Origin of the sequence: Mycobacterium sp. B14F4 (assembly GCF_039871645.1) — a bacterium.
GTDB lineage: Bacteria > Actinomycetota > Actinomycetes > Mycobacteriales > Mycobacteriaceae > Mycobacterium.
The window spans coordinates 446797-464025 of record NZ_JBDPMF010000001.1 but is presented as its reverse complement, the minus strand read 5'-3'; the positions used below and the strand labels follow the sequence as shown (position 1 = coordinate 464025).

The following is a 17229-nucleotide window of genomic DNA, read 5'->3' as shown; positions in this document are numbered from 1 at the left end:
CGGTCTTTTCTGCAAAAAGTGAAGCGACCGACTACGTAGCGACGACCCACAGCGAGGGGTCGGTCAGGATCAGACCCCGCTGCGGGTTGCTACTACGAGTCGCCTCGGCACGTGTCCGATGCTAGACGTTCGGTGACGCGGTGCGCAAAGGGATTCCGGTTCGCAATGTGATCATCATCTGTTCGCAGGGCCGCGTGCACCCGGTGCTCGCAGGGCCTCTACGTCGATCTCAGCGATTCGGGGGACGCCCCGCCCGACGGGACCACGCCACCACGTAACCTTTACGCGATGTCTGCTCGCACGGTATTGCCAAGGCGCGAGCCGACATTGGACCACCGATGAACTGGGCGCTGCTGTTCGGCGCCGGAGTGCTGGGCGGGCTCACGGGCAGCATCGCCGGGCTCGCGTCGGTGGCCACCTATCCCGCTCTGCTGCTCGCCGGACTGCCGCCGGTGACCGCCAACGTCACCAACACCGTCGCGTTGGTGTTCAACGGCATCGGATCGGTGTTGGGTTCGCGTCCCGAGCTGGCTGGGCAGGGCCACTGGCTCAAGCGGATCGTTCCGGTCGCGGCTCTCGGCGGTGTGGCGGGCGCGGTCCTGCTGCTCTCGACGCCGGCGGAGGGGTTCGAGAAGGTCGTCCCGATCCTGCTCGGCCTGGCATCGGTTGCGATCCTGTTCCCTCGCCGCCCGCCCGGCGATGCGGAGATCGCCAACCACCAGAGGCATCGCGCCCGGATGCTCGTCGAGGCGGCGGCGATCTTCGGCATCTGCGTCTATGGCGGCTATTTCGGTGCCGCGGCGGGCGTGCTGCTGCTCGCGCTGCTGCTGCGCGCCGGTCATGCCTCGCTCGCGCACGCCAACGCGGGCAAGAACGTGATCCTCGGCGTGGCGAACGCCGTCGCCGCCGTCATCTTCGCCGTCGCCGCGCCGGTGCAGTGGTGGGCCGTGCTGTTCCTCGGCCTCGGCTGCCTGCTCGGGTCGCGGCTGGGCCCGATCGTGGTGCGGCACGCCCCGGCCGGTCCGCTGCGGGTGGTGATCGGTGCGGCGGGCGTGGCGCTGGCGGTCAGGCTCGCGATCGACGCCTACTGAAGCACAAAGGGACTGTCGCCCTTGGCGACCCGGGTCCCCAGATCGATCAGGTTCTGGGCGTTGGCGTGCAGCCGCTCCCCCGCGTCCCGGCTGGCCTGACCGACGAGGAACCGGGACCACGTCCCCTCGATGACGACGCCGAGCTTGAAGCAGGCCATCGCGACATACCAGTCGAGCCTTGAGGTTTCGCGCCCACCCGCACCGAGGTAGGCCTCGAGGAGCTCGCGGCGGCTCGCCAGCCCGCCGAGGGCGGCCAGCTGAGCGCCCGCGGTGATGGTATTGGTCTCCAGCGGCCAGCAGATCAGCATCCAGCCGAGGTCCAGCAGCGGGTCGCCGATCGTGCACATCTCCCAGTCGACGAACGCCGCCAGTTCGGGTTCGTCGCGGCGCAGCAGCACGTTGCTCAAATGCGGGTCACCGTGCAGGATTCCGGGTCTGCCGTCCGGCGGGAGGTTGGTTTGCAGCCAGTCCGCCAGTTCGGCGACCGCCAGCGACTCGGGGTCGTAGCGCTCGTGCCGATAGCTTTCGAGCAGCCGAAGGAATTGCGGAACCTGGCGCTCCAGAAAGGAACCCGGCCGCTTGAGCTCGGCGAGCGGACTACCCTCCCACTCGACGTTGCCCAACTGCGCCAAGCTTGCGGCGTAGGACAAACCGACCTGATGGCGCATGGCGGGGTCGCGCACGTAGGCCTCGGACATCGAGTCGCCGGGGTTGAAGCCGTCGACCTCTTCCATCAGGTAGAACACCACGCCGAGGACGCTGAGATCGTCGCAGCCGGCGATGAACTCGGGATGCGGCACGGGTGTGCCGGCCAGCGTGCGCAGTGCGGCGATCTCGCGCAGCATCGTCTTGTCACTCGTCGGCCGGGGGTGCACCGGCGGCCTGCGCAGCACCATGGGCCGGTCGTCGACGGTGAGTCGCACGACGATGTTCTGCGTTCCGCCGGTCAGGGGCGCGACGTCACCGACCGTCGACCCCAGGCCCTGCCGCCGCACCCACTGCTGCAGGGCGGCCTGGGCCTCGTCGGTCAGGGTCGGAAGCTGCTGCGCGTCGTCGGGCATGCAGACATCGTGTCAGGCCCGACGCGCCGTCAGCAGAAGGTATTCCCATTCCATGGCCGAGTCGCCGCTCAGGACGCTGTCGCCTACTTGCGCGATGGCCGCGTCGAGCTCAGCCACGCGGTTCCCGTCGCGCTCGATGTTGCGGTACACCGCGATCGTCGGCCCGTAGGTGGCCTTGAAGTAATCACGGAACGCGGCGCCGTCGGCGAAGTGGTCAACGGTCAGGGTGCGTCGCTCGGTGACAACGTCGGTGACGCGGTCGCCGAGCAGCTCGCGGACGTGATCCTCCTGCCCCCAGAGCGGTGGCGGCTGCGCACCGGACGGTGGGGTCGGAGCGTATGGCTTCATCGTCGCCCACAGCCGCCCGATATGCCCCTCGGGCGTCCAACTGATCAGGCCGATCCGCCCGCCCGACTTGCAGACTCGTGTCAATTCGTCGGCGGCCCGCTGATGGAACGGTGCGAACATCACACCGATACACGACATCACGACATCGAATTCGTCGTCGCCGAACGGTAATTGGTGCGCGTTGGCCTCGCGCCATTCGAGTTCGACGCCGCGCTCGGCGGCCAGTCGGGCGCCGGCGTCCAACAAGTCCGGGCACAGATCACTGGCGACGACGCTCGCACCGGCTTCCGCGGCGGGGATCGCGGCGTTCCCGGTGCCTGCCGCCACGTCGAGTACCCGGTCGCCCGGACCGATTCCGGTGGCTTCCACCAGCACAGGCCCGAGCGGCGAAACGAGTTCTGCGGCGAGTCTCGGGTAGTCGCCCGACGCCCACATGGCGCGGTGTTTGGTCGCCACCGCCTGATCGTCAACGGTCGATGATGGGTTGCTCATGGTCTGCTCCTGACGCGAGTTTGTTATCTGACATCGTGCGCGTGGCGGCGTCCGGGTGGCTAGTGGCGAATCTGTACCGCCCGAGCTCACGAGACCCCATCCGGCGCGGGAGCGACGACCGGTCCCCGGCCCGGCAGCGGCAACGGCTGGATGACATGAGTCGGCGCATCGCTGGGCAGTGGGTTGCGGCCGGCCTGCTCGGCCGGCGGGGCTTTGCAGGCGGTCCCGTTGCCGTCGGGTTTCCAATCGCCGCCGGTCTTCCAGCAGCACTCCCGGAGCGCGTCGTCGCCATATTCACCCAGCAGCACATCGTCAGGAATGTTCCGCACGCAGCTGTCCCAAGCGACGACGTCCCACACCTGTTCGGCGTTGGCGATGGCGGGCGATCCGATCACCAGACCTAGTACGAGCACGGGGCCCGTGAGGTAGCGGGTGAAACGTCTGCTGGTTGGTGTGGTGGTGGTCATGTCCGTGTCCTTTGGCTTGTAGTTCGCTTGAAGACGATGCTCGCCGAGGGGACATGCGCGCTCTAGTCACCGATCTGTAGTGACCGCGGTCCCGATTCTGTACTAGTCAGCGTGACGATGATGCGGTCTACTTGGACAAGCGTTTGCTGACTTGGGGAGGAGGGGGACAGATGTCGGGTTACGGTCAGTTCTGTCCGGTGGCCAAGGCCATGGAATTGCTCGATGAGCGGTGGACCGTGCTGGTGGTTCGCGAGTTGCTGGCGGGAAGTACGCACTTCAACGATCTCCGTCGGGGCGTGCCGAAGATGTCGCCGACGCTGTTGTCCAAGCGGCTGCAAACCTTGACTCGCGCCGGCGTGGTGGAACGGTCGGAGATCGACGGCCGCACGATCTACACCCTGACCGACTGCGGCCGGGAACTGGTCGGCGTGGTTGAAGCGCTCGGGACGTGGAGTGTTCGGTGGATGAGTGACCTCGCCGAAAAGGATCTCGACCCCAGCGTGTTGATGTGGGACATCCGCCGCACGATCAGCCTCGAGCAGTGGCCGCGGGCGCGGACCGTGGTGGCATTCCGGTTGTCGGGTGCGCCCCCGAAAGCATCGTCGTGGTGGCTGATGGTCGCGAACGGTGGAGCAGAAGTTTGCGATTTCGATCCCGGATACGAAGTCACAGCAACGGTTTCGACCAGCTTGCGCACGCTGAGCCAGATCTGGCGCGGTGACCAGTCCTGGCAGCGGGCACTGATGAGCGGGTCGGTTTCCATCGAAGCCCCTCGCGACGTGCGTCAGGAAGTGCCTCTCTGGATAGGTCAATCGAGCCTGGCGGCGGTGCCGCGGCCGGCGTGAACAATCGGCCTGACCAGACCGCCGTATCAGGCCTCGTACTTCAGGCAGGATTGTGCACCGTTGATGACGCCCTCACGGAACGCCTTGACCCGGGCCCAGCCCGCGCCCTGCCGCTCGACATCGCCCTCACCGCGGAACACCAGCAGCGCCTTGATCGCCTCGTCGAGGTCACCCGGCGAGATGTGGTAGGTGCTGGTCTCCGGCCGGTTGTAAAGGATGACGCTTGCCGTGTACCCGCCGGCCAGGCAGTCCCCGCGCAGCGTCGACGTCTTCTCGTCGGACTCGTCGCCCAACCGCGACAGCGCCGCCAGGCCCCACTGCGTGGCCAGCAGCGCGGCGACGGCGTAGTCACCGCCCTGCTCGTACACCCGCGGCATGCCGGCGACGTTATCCCAGGCGACGTAATCGTCTGGGATGCAATAGAACAGCACATAGCCCTCGGCGGGCGTGCCACCACAGACGGGTGGACTCTGCGGGGCGAACGGCTCGATGCTGCGCAGCGGCGGCCACTGCTGTCCCCCGGTCAGCTCGGGATAGACCTGCGTGAAGTAGTCCTCGATGTCGTAGGGCACACCGTTGACGATCGAGTCGTACGGCGCGTTGCCCTCCCGTGCTGCGTCCTCGACGTCGTTGAACGGCAGATCCAGCACCATCGGCTCGTCGTCGCGGAAATCCTTGCAGCGGCTGAGCCCGTTGTCGTAGCCGTCCTGGAATGCGGCGACCCGGTCGAAGCCGCTGCCGTGGGCGTTCGGATCCCGCGTCGGCGTGCCGGGGTTGTCGCGGAGGTCGAGCACACCCGCGAGCGCGGTGTCCAGATCGGCGGCGGTCACGTCGAAGACGTCGTCGTCCTTGGCGTGGCGTGCCCACGCGCCCGCGAAGCAGTCCGCCTGCAGCTCGCGGGTGATGGTGCGGGCGGTGAAGTTCGAGCGTTCCTGCACGGCGTGGCCGAACTCGTGCGCCATCACCACCGGGATGACGAAGTCGCCGAACCGGGACTGCAGGTCGGGCAGCAGGTCCTGGGCGTCCCATGCCATCACGTCCTCGGTCGAGCAGTAGAACGCGTTGCCCGCGACCTCCGCGGCTTCGGTGGTGCACGGCGGCGGGTCGCTGGTCTCCGTGACGGCGAAGTAGCCACCGGAGATCTGCTTGAAGTCCTCGCCGTAGAGCTCGGGGTAGTTTTGCGCCCAGTACTGCTCGAGGTCCGCGATGGCCTGCATCGCGATCTTGTTCACCGGATCCGAGGCGTCACCGGAGATGGTGACGTCACTGGAGTCCGGCGGCGCACCGTAGTTCTTCTGCGCCTGCGACGGGATCTCCGGCTTGGGGCCACCGCACGCCGCGACCATGAGCACCGCAGCGGCAACGGCCCACACCCTGAGTTGCATGGGCGAACATTAGCGGGCGGTTTCGCATTGTGGATAGCAACCGCTCACCCTGAAGCGACTACTTGGGGGCGAAGCGCTGGCCCGCATCGAGGCGCAGGCACTGGCCGTTGAGCATCGGGTTCTCGACGATCGCGGCCACCAGCTTGGCGTACTCCTCGGGCTTGCCCAGACGCTTGGGGAACGCGGCGTCCTTGGTCAGCGCCTTGGCGAACTCGTCGGGGATACCCTCGGTCAGTCCGGTGGCGAACAGGCTCGGCGCGATGGCCAGCGCCCGGATGCCCAGGCTGCCCATGTCGCGGGCCATGGTCAGGCACATGCCGGCGATCGCGGCCTTCGACGCGGTGTAGGCGACCTGGCCGATCTGGCCCTCGAAGGCGGCGATCGAGGCGGTGTTGATGATGACGCCGCGCTCTTCCTGCTCGTCGTCGACGAGGTCCTGCTGGCTCATCTGCCAGCCCGCCAGCCTGCTGATGTTGAACGTGGCGATGAGGTTGAGGTCGACGCACTTGCGGAAGGACTCCAGGCTGTGCGGGCCGTCCTTCTTCACCGTGCGCTCGGCGGCGCCGCCACCGGCGGTGGTGACGATGATGTGCAGCCCGCCGAGCGAGTCGATGGCCTGCTTGAGCACTTTTTCCGTGCCGTCGAAGTCGGTGACGTCCACCTCGAAGAAGGAGCCCCCGATCGCATCCGCGACGTCCTTGCCCTTCGACTGCGGGCGGTCCAGCACCGCAACGCTCGCGCCCCGCTTGGCCAGCAGTTCGGCGGTCGCCTTGCCGAAGCCCGACGCCCCGCCGACGATGATGGCCTTCTTGCCCTCGATCTCCATCCAGCTGCCTTTCCAGAAAATGGTCGAATCGTAAAGCAACTTAGCCGACGTCATCGTTCCTTAAGGCCGTCGGGTCGATTGCTGAGTAGTTTGGCGGCATGACCGCACGCGGCACCAGAGCGATGGGCGGCGTCGCGGCCGCCGCTGTCGCACTCGGTGTGACGCAACTACTCGCCGTTTTCATCGGGCCGCTGGCCGACGCGCGCACCGCTGTCGGTTCGGCGGTCATCGACCTGACGCCCGGGTCGGTCAAGGAGTGGGCGATCCAGACCTTCGGGATGGCCGACAAACTGGTGCTGACCGTGATGGTGCTGGCGGTGATCGCCGGCCTCGCCGCGGTGACCGCACAGTTCGAGACGCGTGAGCGCCCGGTCGGGAGTATCGCGATCGCCGTGGCCGGCGCCGGGGGCTGCGCGGCGGTGCTCTCCCGTGCCGGCGCCACGCCCGTCGACATCATCCCGACCGTGGTCGGCGCCGCATGCGGAATCGGAGTGCTGCGCCTGCTGGTCTCCGGCAGGTTCACCGACGCCCCGCAGGGCCCCGACGACGGTCCCGACCGCGGCAGGCGGCTGTCGCTGGTGACGCTGGGGTTCCTCGCCGCAGGTGCGGTCACCGGCGTCGGCGGTGTGGTGCTGGGCCGGTCCCGGTCGTCGGTGTCGGGTGACCGCAACGCCTTCGCGCTGCCGAAGGTCGACGTCGCCGCGCCCCCGGTGCCTCCGACAGTGCAGCCCAAAGGCGTTGCGCTGCCGTCGTTCCTGACCGGCAACGCCGACTTCTACCGCATCGACACCGCGTTGAGCGTGCCGCAGGTGAGCCGCGACGATTGGCAGCTGAAAATCCACGGCATGGTCGACCGGGAGGTCACCTACCGGTTCGCCGATCTCGAGCGGTTCGAAGTCGTCGAGAAACTCGTGACGCTGACGTGCGTGTCCAATCCGGTCGGCGGCGACCTGGTCGGCAACGCCTCGTGGACGGGGTATCGGGTCCGAGACCTGTTGGCCGAGGCGGGAGTTAATCCCGACGCCGACATGGTGCTGTCGATGTCGGTGGACGGCTTCACCGCGGGCACGCCCGTCGAGGTGCTCACCGACGACCGCGATGCGCTGTTGGCGGTCGGCATGAACGGTGAACCGCTACCCACCGACCACGGCTACCCCGCCCGCCTGGTGGCGCCGGGACTCTACGGGTACGTCTCGGCGACCAAGTGGGTCGTCGACCTGGAGGTGACGCGATTCGACCGCGCCGAGGCCTACTGGACCAAGCTCGGCTGGTCGGCGCGCGGCCCCATCAAGACGCAGTCCCGCATCGACGTACCCCGCAGCGGAGCGGAAGTCGCGGTCGGACCGGTGACGTTCGGCGGGGTCGCCTGGGCCCAGCATCGCGGCATCCGCGCCGTCGAGGTCCGCATCGATCCGCCCGGCGCACAGGGTGATTGGCGGCGCGCCGAACTCGGCGCGAGCTACTCCGAGGACACCTGGCGGCTGTGGAGCCACGACTGGCAGGCCACCGAGCCCGGCACGCACACCATCACCGTGCGCGCCACCGACAACTCCGGGGCCGTGCAGACCGCCGACCTCGCCGACCCGGTCCCCGACGGCGCCACCGGCTGGCACAGCGTGACCTTCAACGTCACCTAGTTCCGCGCGCGGGACCCCGTCTGTACACCGACACGCCGCAATTGGTGGGCATTAATGGGTCGCTCGCGGGCTGTGAACACCCTAGATTGGCCACCCGTGACCGCTGCCCAGACCTGGCGAACGACGCTGCGCGAAGCGCTGATGGCCGCCCGCAAGGACCGCGACCCCGTCCGCGTCGCGGCGCTTCGCTCTGCGCTGAGCGCGATCGACAACGCCGAAACCCCCGACGACGCCAGAATCGACGCCCCGTCGAGCCCGACCATTGCCGGCGGCGTGGCCGGTCTGGGCGCCGCCGAGGTGGCGCGGCGCGAACTCGACGACCCCCGGATTCGCGAGCTGATCCGGACCGAGGTGGCCGAACGGCGCGACGCGGCCGAGCAGATGGCCGCAGGCGGTCAGGCCGATCGCGCATCGCAACTGCGCGCCGAAGCGGCCGTCCTCACCGACCTGCTGGGAGATGTCTGACCGCCGTGCCAGGCTGGGCGTGTGCAGCTGCTCGACGTCGCCACCGCGTCCACCGAGGTGGGCGCCTCCTCATCGCGGCTGGCCAAGATCGCCAGGATCGCCGAGCTGCTACGCCGCGCCCGCGAGCAGGGCGATGCGAGGCAGGTCGCGGTCGTGGTGTCGTGGCTGTCCGGTGAACTGCCGCAACGACAGATCGGCGTCGGCTGGGCCGCGCTGCGCGCGTTGCCGCCCGCGGCCGCCGAACCGTCGCTGACGGTGCCCGAGGTCGACGTGCGGTTCAGCGAGATCCGGCAGGTCGGGGGCAAGGGCTCGCAGGCCCGGCGCGCCGCCTTGCTGGCCGAGCTGTTCGGTTCGGCGACCGACGTCGAGCAGACCTTCCTGCGCAGGCTGCTCGGCGGCGAGCTGCGCCAGGGCGCGCTCATCGGGGTGATGGCCGACGCGGTGGCCAAGGCGTCGGAGGTGCCCGCGGCAGCCGTGCGCCGCGCGGCGATGCTGGGTGGTGACCTGCCCGCCGTCGCGGCTGCCGCCCTGACCGACGGCGAGGCGGCGTTGGAGCAATTCACGCTCACCGTCGGTCAGCCGGTCGGCCCGATGCTGGCGCAGACCGCCGCCGGCGTGGCCGATGCACTCGAACGGCTGGGTGGCACAGCAGTTTTCGAGGCGAAATTGGACGGCGCGCGGGTGCAGGTGCACCGCGCCGGTGACACCGTGTCGATCTACACCCGCAGTCTCGACGACGTCACCAGCAGGCTGCCGGAGGTCGTCGACGCGGCACTCGCCCTCCCCGTCACGCACCTGATCGCCGACGCCGAGGCGATCGCCCTCAAAGACGACGGACGTCCGCACCGCTTCCAGGTGACCGCGTCGCGGTTCGGTCGCTCGGTCGACATCGCGGCGGCGGCGGCGACGCAGCCGTTGTCGGTCTTCGTCTTCGACGTGCTGCATGTGGACGGCACGGATCTGCTCGACAAGCCGGCCGACGAACGCGCGACGGTGCTGGATGCGATCGTCCCGGAGGTGCACCGCGTGGACCGCCTCGTGACCGGCGACGCCACGGCGGCCCAGGAGTTCCTGGACCTCACGCTTGCAGCCGGACACGAGGGCGTGATGGCGAAGTCGCTGCGCGCGCCCTACGAGGCCGGCCGTCGCGGCGCGGGCTGGTTGAAGGTCAAGCCCGTGCACACCCTCGACCTCGTGGTGCTCGCCGTCGAGTGGGGGTCGGGGCGGCGCACCGGCAAACTGTCCAACATCCACCTCGGCGCCCGCGATCCGCAGTCCGGCGAATTCGTCATGCTGGGCAAGACATTCAAGGGCATGACCGACGCGATGCTCGACTGGCAGACCGAGCGGTTCCTCGGACTGGCCGACGGTCCCACCGACGGTTACATCGTCAGGGTGCGGCCCGAGCAGGTCGTCGAGATCGCGTTCGACGGCGTGCAAACGTCGTCGCGCTATCCCGGCGGCATGGCCCTGCGCTTCGCCCGGGTGCTGCGCTACCGCGACGACAAGAGCCCCGCCGAAGCCGACACCATCGACACGGTGCGCGCCTTCTACCAGCGCGGCGGTTAAAGCCGCCGTTTTGGCGCGTGCTCATGGCGGCGGTGAAAAGATCGCCCCATGGCATCTCCCACCGCGGCCTCAGAACGGATCGAGGAAACCGAAGGCGACGTCACCTACATCCGCACCGACAGGGATCTGCCCCCGGTCGCGATCATCGACCGCTCGCCGATCACGATGAAGCACCGGATCATCTTCGGGCTCATCGCGGTGCTCGGTGCGGTCGCGTGGGCCGTCATCGCGTTCTTCCGCGGGGAGACGGTCAACGCGGTGTGGTTCGTGATCGCCGCCATCTGCACCTACGTCATCGGGTTCCGCTTCTACGCGCGGCTCATCGAGATGAACATCGTCAAGCCCCGCGACGACAATGCCACTCCCGCCGAGATTTTCGAAAACGGCACCGACTACATGCCGACCGATCGCCGGGTGTTGTTCGGGCACCACTTCGCGGCGATCGCGGGCGCTGGCCCGCTCGTCGGGCCGGTGCTGGCCATGCAGATGGGCTACCTGCCCGGCACGATCTGGATCATCATCGGCGCGGTGTTCGCCGGGTGTGTGCAGGATTTCCTGGTGCTGTCGATCTCGACGCGCAGACGCGGGCGGTCGCTGGGACAGATGGCCCGCGACGAACTGGGCGCGGTCGGCGGGGCCGCCGCCATCGTCGGCGTGCTGACCATCATGGTGATCCTGCTGGCGGTGCTGGCGCTGGTGGTGGTCGGCGCCCTCGCCGAGAGCCCGTGGGGCGTCTTCTCGATCGCGATGACCATCCCTATCGCCATCTTCATGGGGATCTACCTGCGGTTCCTGCGACCGGGCCGGGTCTCCGAGGTGTCGGCGATCGGTGTCGTGCTGTTGTTGCTGGCGGTCGCCTCGGGTGGGTGGGTCGCCGAAACCGACTGGGGCGCTGACTGGTTCACCCTGTCGAAGGTGACGTTGTCCTGGTGCATCATCATCTACGGCCTGGCGGCGTCGGTGCTGCCGGTGTGGCTGCTGCTTGCTCCCCGCGACTACCTGTCGACGTTCATGAAGGTCGGCACCATCGCGTTGCTGGCCGTCGGCATTCTGCTTGCCCGGCCGATCATGGAAGCGCCCGCCATCTCGTCGTTCGCCGGCAGCGGCACGGGTCCGGTGTTCGCCGGTTCGCTGTTCCCGTTCCTGTTCATCACGATCGCGTGCGGCGCGCTGTCCGGCTTCCACTCCCTCATCTCGTCGGGAACCACGCCCAAGCTGCTGGAGAAGGAAAGCCAGATGCGGCTGATCGGCTACGGCGGCATGCTCACCGAGTCGTTCGTCGCGATCATGGCGCTGATCACCGCGGCGATCCTCAACCAGCACCTGTACTTCGCGATGAACGCGCCCAGTGCGCAGACCGGGGGCACCGCCCAGACCGCCGCGGACTACGTCAACGGGTTGGGGCTGTCGGGACCACCGGTCACCGCGGCCGAGATCAGCGGCGCGGCCGAAAGCGTCGGTGAGGAGTCCATCGTGTCGCGCACCGGCGGCGCCCCGACATTGGCCTTCGGAATGTCGGAGGTGCTGGCCAAGGTGTTCGGCGGGGACGCCTTGAAGGCCTTCTGGTACCACTTCGCGATCATGTTCGAGGCGCTGTTCATCCTGACGACGGTCGACGCGGGCACACGCGTGGCACGATTCATGCTGTCCGACGGGCTGAGCAACCTCGGGGGCCCGTTGCGCAAGCTGAAGGACCCGAGTTGGCGTGTCGGAGCGTGGATCTGCAGCGTGATCGTCGTCGCTGCGTGGGGCTCCATCCTGATCATGGGCGTCACCGATCCGCTCGGCGGCATCAACACGCTGTTCCCGCTGTTCGGCATCGCCAACCAGCTGCTGGCCGCGATCGCGTTGACCGTCGTCACGGTCGTCGTGGTCAAGAAGGGATACCTGAAATGGGCCCTGGTGCCCGGTATTCCCCTGTTGTGGGATCTGACGGTGACGCTGACGGCGTCGTGGCAGAAGATCTTCTCCGCCGACCCCAAGGTCGGCTACTGGAAGCTGCACAGCATCTGCCAGACCGCGCAGGAGGCCGGAAAGCTGTGTTCGACGGCCAAGACGCCCGGCGACGTCGACAAGATCGTGCGCAACACCTTCATCCAGGGGTCGCTGTCGATCCTGTTCGCCGTTCTCGTGGTGATCGTGTTCACCGCAGGGGCGATCATGGTGCTGCGGGCGCTGCGCGGCTCCGCCCCGCCGACCACCGAAGACGAGCCGGTGCCGTCACGGATCTTCGGTCCGTCCGGCCTCCTCGCCACCAAGGTCGAGAAGGAGGTGCAGAAGCAGTGGGACGCGCTACCGACATCGCCCGCCAGACCGGCTGGTACTGGCGCACATTCGTAGGCGATTTGATGGGTGACACGCACTACCGACGCTATCTCGACCATCGCCGGCGCACCCATCCGGGCGAACCGGTGCTTTCTGAACGGGAGTACTGGCGGATGCGCCACGCCGCGACCGAGGCCGACCCGGGCGCGCGGTGCTGCTGAGCATCCGAGCCGCCGACCACGACCCTGACTGCATACAAGCGAGCCCAACGAACTCTCGGCACGGTGGAGCGCGCCGCGACTAAACTGTCGCCCATGCCGTAAGGAACTCGGAAAGGCCGTGGCCGATCTGTTGTGGTCGCGTCCGATCAAGGCCTACCCGGATCTGAAGATCGCGTTGAGTGAGGGCGGTGCGGGGTGGATTCCGTATTTCCTGGAGCGCGCCGATCGCACCTATGAGATGCATTCGACGTGGACCGGTCAGGACTTCGGCGACAAGCTGCCCTCCGAGGTGTTCCGTGAGCACTTCTTGACCTGTTTCATCGCCGATCCGGTCGGGGTGGCGTTGCGCAACGAGATCGGTGTGGACAACATCTGCTGGGAAGCCGACTACCCGCATTCGGATTCGATGTGGCCCGGGGCCCCCGAACAACTCGACGAGGTCCTCAAGGCCAACAACGTGCCCGATGACGAGATCAACAAGATGACGTTCGAGAACGCCATGCGCTGGTACCACTGGGACCCGTTCACCCACATCAGCAAGGAACAGGCCACCGTCGGCGCTTTAAGGAAGGCCGCTGAGGGTCATGATGTCTCCATCCGCGCGCTCAGCCATCACGAGAAGGGCACGCGTGGTGACGCCTTACACGCTGCGGCGCGGGGGAATTCGGGCAGCTAGCCCCTCAGCGAGTACCGGATCGGCAGGTGCTTGAGCCCGCCGACGAAGATGGTCGCGATGTGCTCCGCCTTGCCCGTCAGTTCGATGTCGTCGAGCCTCGGCAGCAGCGCGGAGAAGAAGCTGCTGACCTCCATGCGGGCCAGCGCCGCACCGAGACAGAAGTGCACACCGTAACCGAACGCATTGTGCCGGTTCGGGTCACGGCCGACGTCGAAGCGGAACGGGTCGTCGAAGACGTCTTCGTCTCGATTCGACGACGCGTAGGACAACAGCACCGACTCTCCCGCTGCGATCCGCACGCCGCGCACGTCGGTGTCCTCGCGCGCGGTGCGCATGAATTCCTTGACCGGGGTGACCCAGCGGATCATCTCCTCGGTCGCCAACGGCATCAGATCCATGTTGGCGCGCAGACGCTCTCGTTGCTCGGGTTCTTCGATCAACGCGTGCAGGCCACCCGAGATGACAGCGCTGGTGGTGTCGTGACCGGCGGTGGCGATGATCAGGTAGTACGACACGGTGTCGATGTCGGACAGCGGTTCGCCGTTGATCGTCGCATTCGCGATCGCCGAGGCGAGGTCCTCGGTGGGGTGTGCTCGTCGTGCCGCGGTCAATTCGTTGAAATAGCCGAACATCTCGAGCAGGACGGCCATCGACTCCTCGATGGAAGCACTGCGCTGCAACTCGGTGTCGTCATTGCCGAACAGTTCCTGCGTGTACTTCAACATCTGCGGAAAATCCGACTCGGGGATGCCCAGCATCGACATGATGACGTACAGCGGGTAGTTCACTGCGACCTCTTGGACGAAGTCGCATTCGGGGCCGGCCGCCACCATGTTGTCGACGTAGCGCCTCGCCAGTTCGTCGATCCGGACTTTGAGCGCCCGCATGGCTTTCGGACGAAACCAGTCCGCCCCTATCGCGCGGACGGCTCGATGTTCCGGATCGTCCATGTGGATCAGGGTCTTGACACCGATCGCGGCCTGCTGTTCGTCGCCCTCCTTCGTCGCCAGCACGGGCCGCGGTGAATTGGTGAACACCGTGTTGGCGCGCTCGATCGCCATCACGTCGGCGTGTTTGGTGATGGCCCAGAACGGGTTGTAGCCGTCGACGTCGACCCAGGCGACCGGGGCGTTCGCCCGCAGATGGGTCAAGGCGGCATGAAGTTTCGGCTCGTCGGCGTACGCCTGCGGATCGGCGAACACTCTGGCCGCTTCGTCCATGACGCGGGTGCTCATGACCACTCCTCACTCATGCGACCGGCTGGCCGCGCAACTCCCCGACCACCTGCACGATGGTCTCCTCGGCGACCGACGCCGGGAATCCGACCAGCACGCGGTCGATGACACCGTCACAACGATCCCGGATCGCCCGCGCCAGTTGGCCTATCGGCGCCACGACCGCGAACTCGCCGAGGACCTCGTCGTCGATCAGCGAGCCCATCGTGTCCCACTCCCCGGCCAGACTCAGCCGATGCAGCTCGGTGTGCAGCTCGCCCCACCCGTGCAGATCCAACACCTTGCGGTACGCCGGTGTCGAACCGTAGAACGCGATCTGCTTGCGCGTGGCCACGGCCGCCGCCGCGAGATCTCCCTCGTCGTGTCCGGTGACGACGAAGATCGGTGCGGACAGCTGGAAGTCGTCGCGAGCGCGTCCGGCACGCCGCATCCCCTTCAGCAGCGACGGCACCGTCACCTCTTGGAGATAGCGCTTCGTCGTGAACGCGTGGGCGAGCATGCCGTCGGCGACCTCGCCGCACATCTCGGTCATCGCGTCTCCGACGGCCGCGACGAACACCCTCGGAGGTCCGTGCGGCTGCGGCTCCGGGGTGAACATCGGCGTCATCAGCTTGTGGGTGTAGAAGTCACCCTCGAACCGCAGCTTCGAGCCGTCCTGCCAACACGACCAGATCTCGCGCAGGGCGATCACGAACTCCCGCATCCGCGCGACCGGACGGCTCCAGGGCATGCTGAAACGTTTCTCGATGTGCGCCTGCACCTGCGACCCGAGACCGAGGATGAGACGCCCGTCGGAGTAATCCTGCAGATCCCAGCCGACATTCGCGACCGTCATCGGGTTGCGGGCAAACGCCACCGCGATGCTGGTGCCGAGTTCAACCGTCGTGGTGTGCTCCGCGGCCAGCGTCAACGGCAGAAACGGGTCGTGATTGATCTCGGCCGTCCAGCAGCCGTCATACCCGCGCCGCTCCAGCCTGGTCGCCGCCTGCACCACATTGGCGAGCTGACTCGAGACGGCCCCGTCGACCTTGAGGCCGCTACGCATGGTCGTAGACGCTACAGTAAGCAATTCAGTATGGTCAACGTGACCATGCCGGTGCGACCATCGCGGTCAGACGACAGGAGTGCGCATGACCAAGGCAGAGGACTGGGCGGGCACGCTCGACGAACTGTCTCGCCGTCGTCAGCACGCACACGCAATGGGCGGCACCGAGCGGCTTGCCAAGCACCACGGCAAGGGCAAGCTGGACGCCAGGGGACGGCTCGAACATCTCCTCGACAAGGGCACCTTCCGCGAGTTCGGGACGCTCGTCGGCGGCGACATCGCCGCGGACGGAATCGTGGCCGGCTCGGGCTTCATCGACGGCAAGCCGGTGATGGTGGGCGCCGAGGACTTCACGACGCTGGCGGGCAGCATCGGCCCCGGCGGCAACGCCAAGCGCTACCGGCTCGCAGAACTGGCGCTGCGGGACAAGGTGCCGCTGGTGATGCTGTTGGAGGGCGCGGGATTTCGGCCCAGCGGCGAACATTACGGCCGCACCCCGACCGACCTGCTGGCCCAGGCGCAGTGTTCCGGAAAGGTCCCGATGGTCGCCGGCTTGCTCGGGCCCTCGGCCGGGCACGGCGCGCTCGTCGCACCGGTATGCGACTGGACGATCATGAGCCGCCAGGGGGCCATCTTCACCGCAGGTCCGCCGGTGGTCAAGGAGTCGACGGGCGAGGACATCTCGAAGGAGGATCTGGGCGGGCCGAGCATCGCATTGACCAGCGGCGTGATCCACAATCTCGCCGAGGACGACGAAGCCGTGCTCGACGACATTCGCCGCTACCTGTCCTACTTCCCGGCGAGCGCGTGGTCATACCCGGAGTCACGTCCGACAGACGAGACCACCGAATTCCGCGCAACGCCCGAACTGCTCGACATCGTGCCGCGCGGCAACCGCCGCGTCTACGACATGCGCCGCGTGCTCGATGTGGTGTTCGACGGTCCGGACTGGTTCGAGGTGCAGCCGAAGTTCGGGCCCGCGATGATCTGCGCGCTGGCCCATCTCGGCGGTCATCCCGTGGCGGTTGTCGCCAACCAGCCGCAGGTGCTGGCCGGGTCCATCGACGCCGATGCGGCTGACAAGGCCGCGCATTTCATCACCGTCGCCGATTCGTTCCACCTGCCGATCGTGTTCCTCGCCGACAACCCCGGCATGCTGCCCGGCAGCCGTTCGGAGAAGACCGGCGTCCTGCGCAGCGGCGCGCGGATGTTCGCCGCGCAGACCGCGGCGTCGACGATCAAGCTGCACGTGACGTTGCGGAAGGCCTACGGTTTCGGCTCGATGGTCATGTCGCTGTTGGGTTTCGACAATCAGAGCGCCACATTCGCCTATCCTGGCGCCACGATGGGCGCGATGAGCGCCGCCGCGCTGAGCAAGGCGTCGCACGCCGCCGAGGACGTCGAGGCCAGGCTCCGCAAGGCGGAGGTCGACGCCTCGTTCCGCTCGGCCGGCCATCTCGGCTTCGACGATCTGATCCATCCCGAGGAAACGCGCAACGCCCTGCTGACCGGCCTGCAGCGCGCGATCTACAGCCGTCAGTCGGCCGCAGAACCGGTGTCCCGCACGGTCATCACGCCCTAGCATCCTGCGAGTTGTGCCC

At 67.5% G+C, this 17229-nt stretch carries 15 protein-coding genes and 1 pseudogene; 9 read left to right on the top strand and 7 right to left on the bottom strand.

The genetic code is table 11. From position 1 onward, the window contains the following. The first annotated feature begins 338 nt into the window (after nucleotides 1-338). A complete protein-coding gene (locus tag ABGB19_RS02260) occupies nucleotides 339-1091 on the top strand; it encodes a sulfite exporter TauE/SafE family protein (RefSeq protein WP_347683543.1) in 753 nt (250 codons plus the stop codon). Here the strand turns inward: ABGB19_RS02260 and ABGB19_RS02255 are convergent. From ABGB19_RS02255 to ABGB19_RS02245, 3 genes are all read right to left on the bottom strand, one after another. Further along, entirely contained in the window at nucleotides 1085-2152 is a 1068-nt protein-coding gene (locus ABGB19_RS02255; protein ID WP_347683541.1) for a phosphotransferase family protein, read from the bottom strand. The two genes, ABGB19_RS02260 and ABGB19_RS02255, sit on opposite strands and share 7 nt — an antisense overlap. A 12-nt stretch (nucleotides 2153-2164) precedes the next feature. Further along, complete coding sequence (locus tag ABGB19_RS02250; RefSeq protein ID WP_347683539.1) at nucleotides 2165-2992, bottom strand: methyltransferase domain-containing protein; 828 nt, start codon at nucleotides 2990-2992, stop codon at nucleotides 2165-2167. An 86-nt stretch (nucleotides 2993-3078) separates the two neighbouring features. Continuing rightward, nucleotides 3079-3459: a hypothetical protein gene (locus ABGB19_RS02245; protein WP_347683537.1), complete on the bottom strand. Its 381-nt coding sequence runs from the start codon at nucleotides 3457-3459 to the stop codon at nucleotides 3079-3081. Nucleotides 3460-3629: 170 nt separating this feature from the next. Here ABGB19_RS02245 and ABGB19_RS02240 point away from each other — a divergent pair, with 170 nt between their 5' ends. Further along, complete coding sequence (locus tag ABGB19_RS02240) at nucleotides 3630-4304, top strand: winged helix-turn-helix transcriptional regulator (protein WP_347683535.1); 675 nt, start codon at nucleotides 3630-3632, stop codon at nucleotides 4302-4304. 26 nt (nucleotides 4305-4330) lie between these two features. On the opposite strand, the gene ABGB19_RS02235 is transcribed toward ABGB19_RS02240, so the two are convergent. Together ABGB19_RS02235 and ABGB19_RS02230 are read right to left on the bottom strand one after the other, a co-directional pair. Then, nucleotides 4331-5689, bottom strand: coding sequence for a neutral zinc metallopeptidase (locus ABGB19_RS02235; RefSeq protein WP_347683533.1), 1359 nt, complete (start codon nucleotides 5687-5689; stop codon nucleotides 4331-4333). Nucleotides 5690-5747: 58 nt separating this feature from the next. Next, on the bottom strand, nucleotides 5748-6515 hold the full coding sequence (locus ABGB19_RS02230) for an SDR family NAD(P)-dependent oxidoreductase (protein ID WP_347683531.1): 768 nt from the start codon (nucleotides 6513-6515) through the stop codon (nucleotides 5748-5750). Nucleotides 6516-6613: 98 nt separating this feature from the next. Here ABGB19_RS02230 and ABGB19_RS02225 point away from each other — a divergent pair, with 98 nt between their 5' ends. The 6 genes and pseudogenes from ABGB19_RS02225 to ABGB19_RS02200 all read left to right on the top strand — a co-directional run. Then, nucleotides 6614-8152, top strand: coding sequence for a molybdopterin-dependent oxidoreductase (locus ABGB19_RS02225; protein WP_347683529.1), 1539 nt, complete (start codon nucleotides 6614-6616; stop codon nucleotides 8150-8152). Nucleotides 8153-8248: 96 nt separating this feature from the next. Further along, nucleotides 8249-8617, top strand: coding sequence for a hypothetical protein (locus ABGB19_RS02220; RefSeq protein ID WP_347683527.1), 369 nt, complete (start codon nucleotides 8249-8251; stop codon nucleotides 8615-8617). A 21-nt stretch (nucleotides 8618-8638) separates the two neighbouring features. Further along, nucleotides 8639-10186: an ATP-dependent DNA ligase gene (locus ABGB19_RS02215; protein WP_347683525.1), complete on the top strand. Its 1548-nt coding sequence runs from the start codon at nucleotides 8639-8641 to the stop codon at nucleotides 10184-10186. A 48-nt stretch (nucleotides 10187-10234) separates the two neighbouring features. After that, on the top strand, nucleotides 10235-12526 hold the full coding sequence (locus ABGB19_RS02210; protein ID WP_347683523.1) for a carbon starvation CstA family protein: 2292 nt from the start codon (nucleotides 10235-10237) through the stop codon (nucleotides 12524-12526). Continuing rightward, nucleotides 12469-12672 (top strand): YbdD/YjiX family protein, encoded by a 204-nt coding sequence (locus ABGB19_RS02205; RefSeq protein ID WP_347683521.1) that lies wholly within the window; start codon nucleotides 12469-12471, stop codon nucleotides 12670-12672. Before ABGB19_RS02210 ends, ABGB19_RS02205 begins: the two co-directional genes overlap by 58 nt. 112 nt (nucleotides 12673-12784) lie before the next feature. Next, nucleotides 12785-13348: pseudogene (locus ABGB19_RS02200) on the top strand (amidohydrolase family protein); the annotation flags it as partial. On the opposite strand, the gene ABGB19_RS02195 reads toward ABGB19_RS02200, so the two are convergent. Further along, nucleotides 13345-14583, bottom strand: a complete 1239-nt coding sequence (locus ABGB19_RS02195) for a cytochrome P450 (protein WP_347683519.1) — start codon at nucleotides 14581-14583, stop codon at nucleotides 13345-13347. The pseudogene ABGB19_RS02200 and the gene ABGB19_RS02195 overlap by 4 nt on opposite strands. Nucleotides 14584-14596: 13 nt before the next feature. Next, nucleotides 14597-15628 carry an LLM class F420-dependent oxidoreductase gene (locus tag ABGB19_RS02190; RefSeq protein WP_347683517.1) on the bottom strand — a complete coding sequence of 344 codons (1032 nt, stop codon included), beginning with the start codon at nucleotides 15626-15628 and terminating at the stop codon, nucleotides 14597-14599. Between the two features lie 85 nt (nucleotides 15629-15713). On the opposite strand from ABGB19_RS02190, the gene ABGB19_RS02185 reads away from it, so the two are divergent. Further along, nucleotides 15714-17210 carry a carboxyl transferase domain-containing protein gene (locus ABGB19_RS02185; RefSeq protein ID WP_347683515.1) on the top strand — a complete coding sequence of 499 codons (1497 nt, stop codon included), beginning with the start codon at nucleotides 15714-15716 and terminating at the stop codon, nucleotides 17208-17210. Nucleotides 17211-17229 lie beyond the last annotated feature (19 nt).

Excerpts from the sequence above, each read along its gene's own strand:
- ABGB19_RS02260 (WP_347683543.1), top strand. The coding sequence starts at position 339 with ATGAACTGGGCGCTGCTGTTCGGCGCCGGAGTGCTGGGCGGGCTCACG.
- ABGB19_RS02255 (WP_347683541.1), bottom strand. The coding sequence starts at position 2,152 with ATGCCCGACGACGCGCAGCAGCTTCCGACCCTGACCGACGAGGCCCAG.
- ABGB19_RS02250 (WP_347683539.1), bottom strand. The coding sequence starts at position 2,992 with ATGAGCAACCCATCATCGACCGTTGACGATCAGGCGGTGGCGACCAAA.
- ABGB19_RS02245 (WP_347683537.1), bottom strand. The coding sequence starts at position 3,459 with ATGACCACCACCACACCAACCAGCAGACGTTTCACCCGCTACCTCACG.
- ABGB19_RS02240 (WP_347683535.1), top strand. The coding sequence starts at position 3,630 with ATGTCGGGTTACGGTCAGTTCTGTCCGGTGGCCAAGGCCATGGAATTG.
- ABGB19_RS02235 (WP_347683533.1), bottom strand. The coding sequence starts at position 5,689 with ATGCAACTCAGGGTGTGGGCCGTTGCCGCTGCGGTGCTCATGGTCGCG.
- ABGB19_RS02230 (WP_347683531.1), bottom strand. The coding sequence starts at position 6,515 with ATGGAGATCGAGGGCAAGAAGGCCATCATCGTCGGCGGGGCGTCGGGC.
- ABGB19_RS02225 (WP_347683529.1), top strand. The coding sequence starts at position 6,614 with ATGACCGCACGCGGCACCAGAGCGATGGGCGGCGTCGCGGCCGCCGCT.
- ABGB19_RS02210 (WP_347683523.1), top strand. The coding sequence starts at position 10,235 with ATGGCATCTCCCACCGCGGCCTCAGAACGGATCGAGGAAACCGAAGGC.
- ABGB19_RS02195 (WP_347683519.1), bottom strand. The coding sequence starts at position 14,583 with ATGAGCACCCGCGTCATGGACGAAGCGGCCAGAGTGTTCGCCGATCCG.
- ABGB19_RS02190 (WP_347683517.1), bottom strand. The coding sequence starts at position 15,628 with ATGCGTAGCGGCCTCAAGGTCGACGGGGCCGTCTCGAGTCAGCTCGCC.
- ABGB19_RS02185 (WP_347683515.1), top strand. The coding sequence starts at position 15,714 with ATGACCAAGGCAGAGGACTGGGCGGGCACGCTCGACGAACTGTCTCGC.